Source organism: Corallococcus aberystwythensis (assembly GCF_003612165.1).
GTDB classification, from domain to species: Bacteria; Myxococcota; Myxococcia; order Myxococcales; family Myxococcaceae; genus Corallococcus; species Corallococcus aberystwythensis.
Map to the genome: position 1 here is coordinate 1 of NZ_RAWK01000522.1, position 1,706 is coordinate 1,706.

1 protein-coding gene is annotated in these 1,706 nt (G+C 74.7%); it reads right to left on the reverse strand.

Translation table 11 applies throughout. From position 1 onward, the window contains the following. Nucleotides 1-1,706: YncE family protein (locus D7W81_RS41160; RefSeq protein WP_120560740.1), on the reverse strand; the 1,706-nt coding region annotated here is incomplete at both ends.

A 1,706-nucleotide genomic window follows, 5' to 3' on the forward strand; every position in this document is an offset into this window, starting at 1 on the left:
GGGCGGGGTGGGCAGCAGCGACGTGTAGAGCGCCAGGGCCTCCACCTCCGACGGCAGTGGATCCGGATTGTGGTAGCGGTTGCGCCCGCCCACCGTCTCCGCCGTCTCCGCCAGGCTGCGCGTGCTCGCGGGGGTGAAGTAGGGCGGCGTGTCCCGGCTGCCCAGGGCCGTCGTCGAGCGGTAGATGCGCATGGGACGGGTCTTCTCGAAGAAGACGCCGCCGGTGTGCCCTTCGATGTGGCACGCGTCGCAGCTCATCCCGGTGCGCCCCACGTCGGAGAAGTAGAGCACCTGGCCCAGCCGGCGCTGCTCTCGCGAGCGCACGTCCACCACCGGCCACTGCCGCACTAGGCGTGCCCTGCCCGCCCGCGCCTCGCTTGCGTCCACCACCGCCACGGTGCCCGTGAAGCGGTTGAGCACGTAGAGCGTGCGGCCGTCCGGGGACAGCGCCAGCGAGCGCGGACCGGAGTGCAGCTCCAGCCCCGCCCTGCCCTTCGTGCCCAGGTCCTCCGCCGGGCGGATGAACGGCGTGCCCTCCGGTGCGGGGACGGGCAGCGTCTGGAGGACCGCCTCGCGCGCCGCCGCGTCGCCCTTCACCAGCGCCTTCGCGTCCAGCACCCTCACCTGCCCCAGGCCCACGTCCGCCGCGTAGAGCAGCCCGGCGCGGTCATCCAGTGCCAGCCCCTCCGTCACGCCCGCGCCGAAGCCCCGGTGCCGCACCACCTGCTGCCGGTCCAGGTCCAGCACCGCGACGCCGCTGTTCGCGCTCACCTCCATGCGCTGGGCGTTGGGGCCCACGTTCGGCCCCAGGCTCGACATGAAGACGCGCCCCAGCCGCTCGCTCGCGACCAGGGCTCGAGGCGCCTTGCCGCCCATCACCTGCGCGGAGAAGGCCTCCGTGGGGCCTCCGACGATGGGGACCCCCGGCTTCGGCACCAGCGGCGCCAGCTCCCGGCCGTCGTCCTGCCGCAGCAGCACCACCTGTCCCGTCTGGAGGCCGCCCACCGCGAGCAGCCCCTTCCACCGTGCCATCGCACGCGGGTTCGGATCCACCGCCGCGCTCCACCGCTCGCGGCCGTCCTCCAGCGCCAGCGCGCGCACCGTGTCGCGGATGTGCTCGGCGACGAAGGCCACGCCCTTCGCCCCGTCCACCTCCAGGCCCCACACGCCCGCCGGCGTGGGGACGACCCGGGCCTTCCGCTCCGGCGCGTCCAGGGCGTACAGCCAGAGCCCCGCGTCCGACTGGTGGGCCACGCCCAGCCAGGAATGCCCGCCCGCGTCCTTCCACGTCGCGAGCGCCGACGGCCCGTCCCCCACCGCCATCGCCTCCACGTGCCCGGACGCCACGTCCAGCGCGAACACCGTGTCCGTGGGGGGAGACGCGACGAAGAGCGTGCGCCCGTCCGGAGACAGCCCCATCGCCATCAGGTCCGGGAAGGCCGCGTCGTTGACCACCGTGAGCCGGGCGGTGCCCGTGGGACGGGGGCCGGTGCTCGTGGCCAGCGACAGCTGGACATCCGTCTGGACCGTGCCCGCCGGGAGCGTGAGGTCCGCGGGGAGCCTCGCGTAGGCATGGCGCGCGTCCGCCACCGTGAGCGGCACCTCCCGCGACAGGGGCGCGCCGAGCACCAGCCGCAGGCCCGGCACCAGGTTCTCGCCGTAGAGGGAGAGCGGCTGCGAGGTCTGGTTGCTGGTCAGCTTCGGCC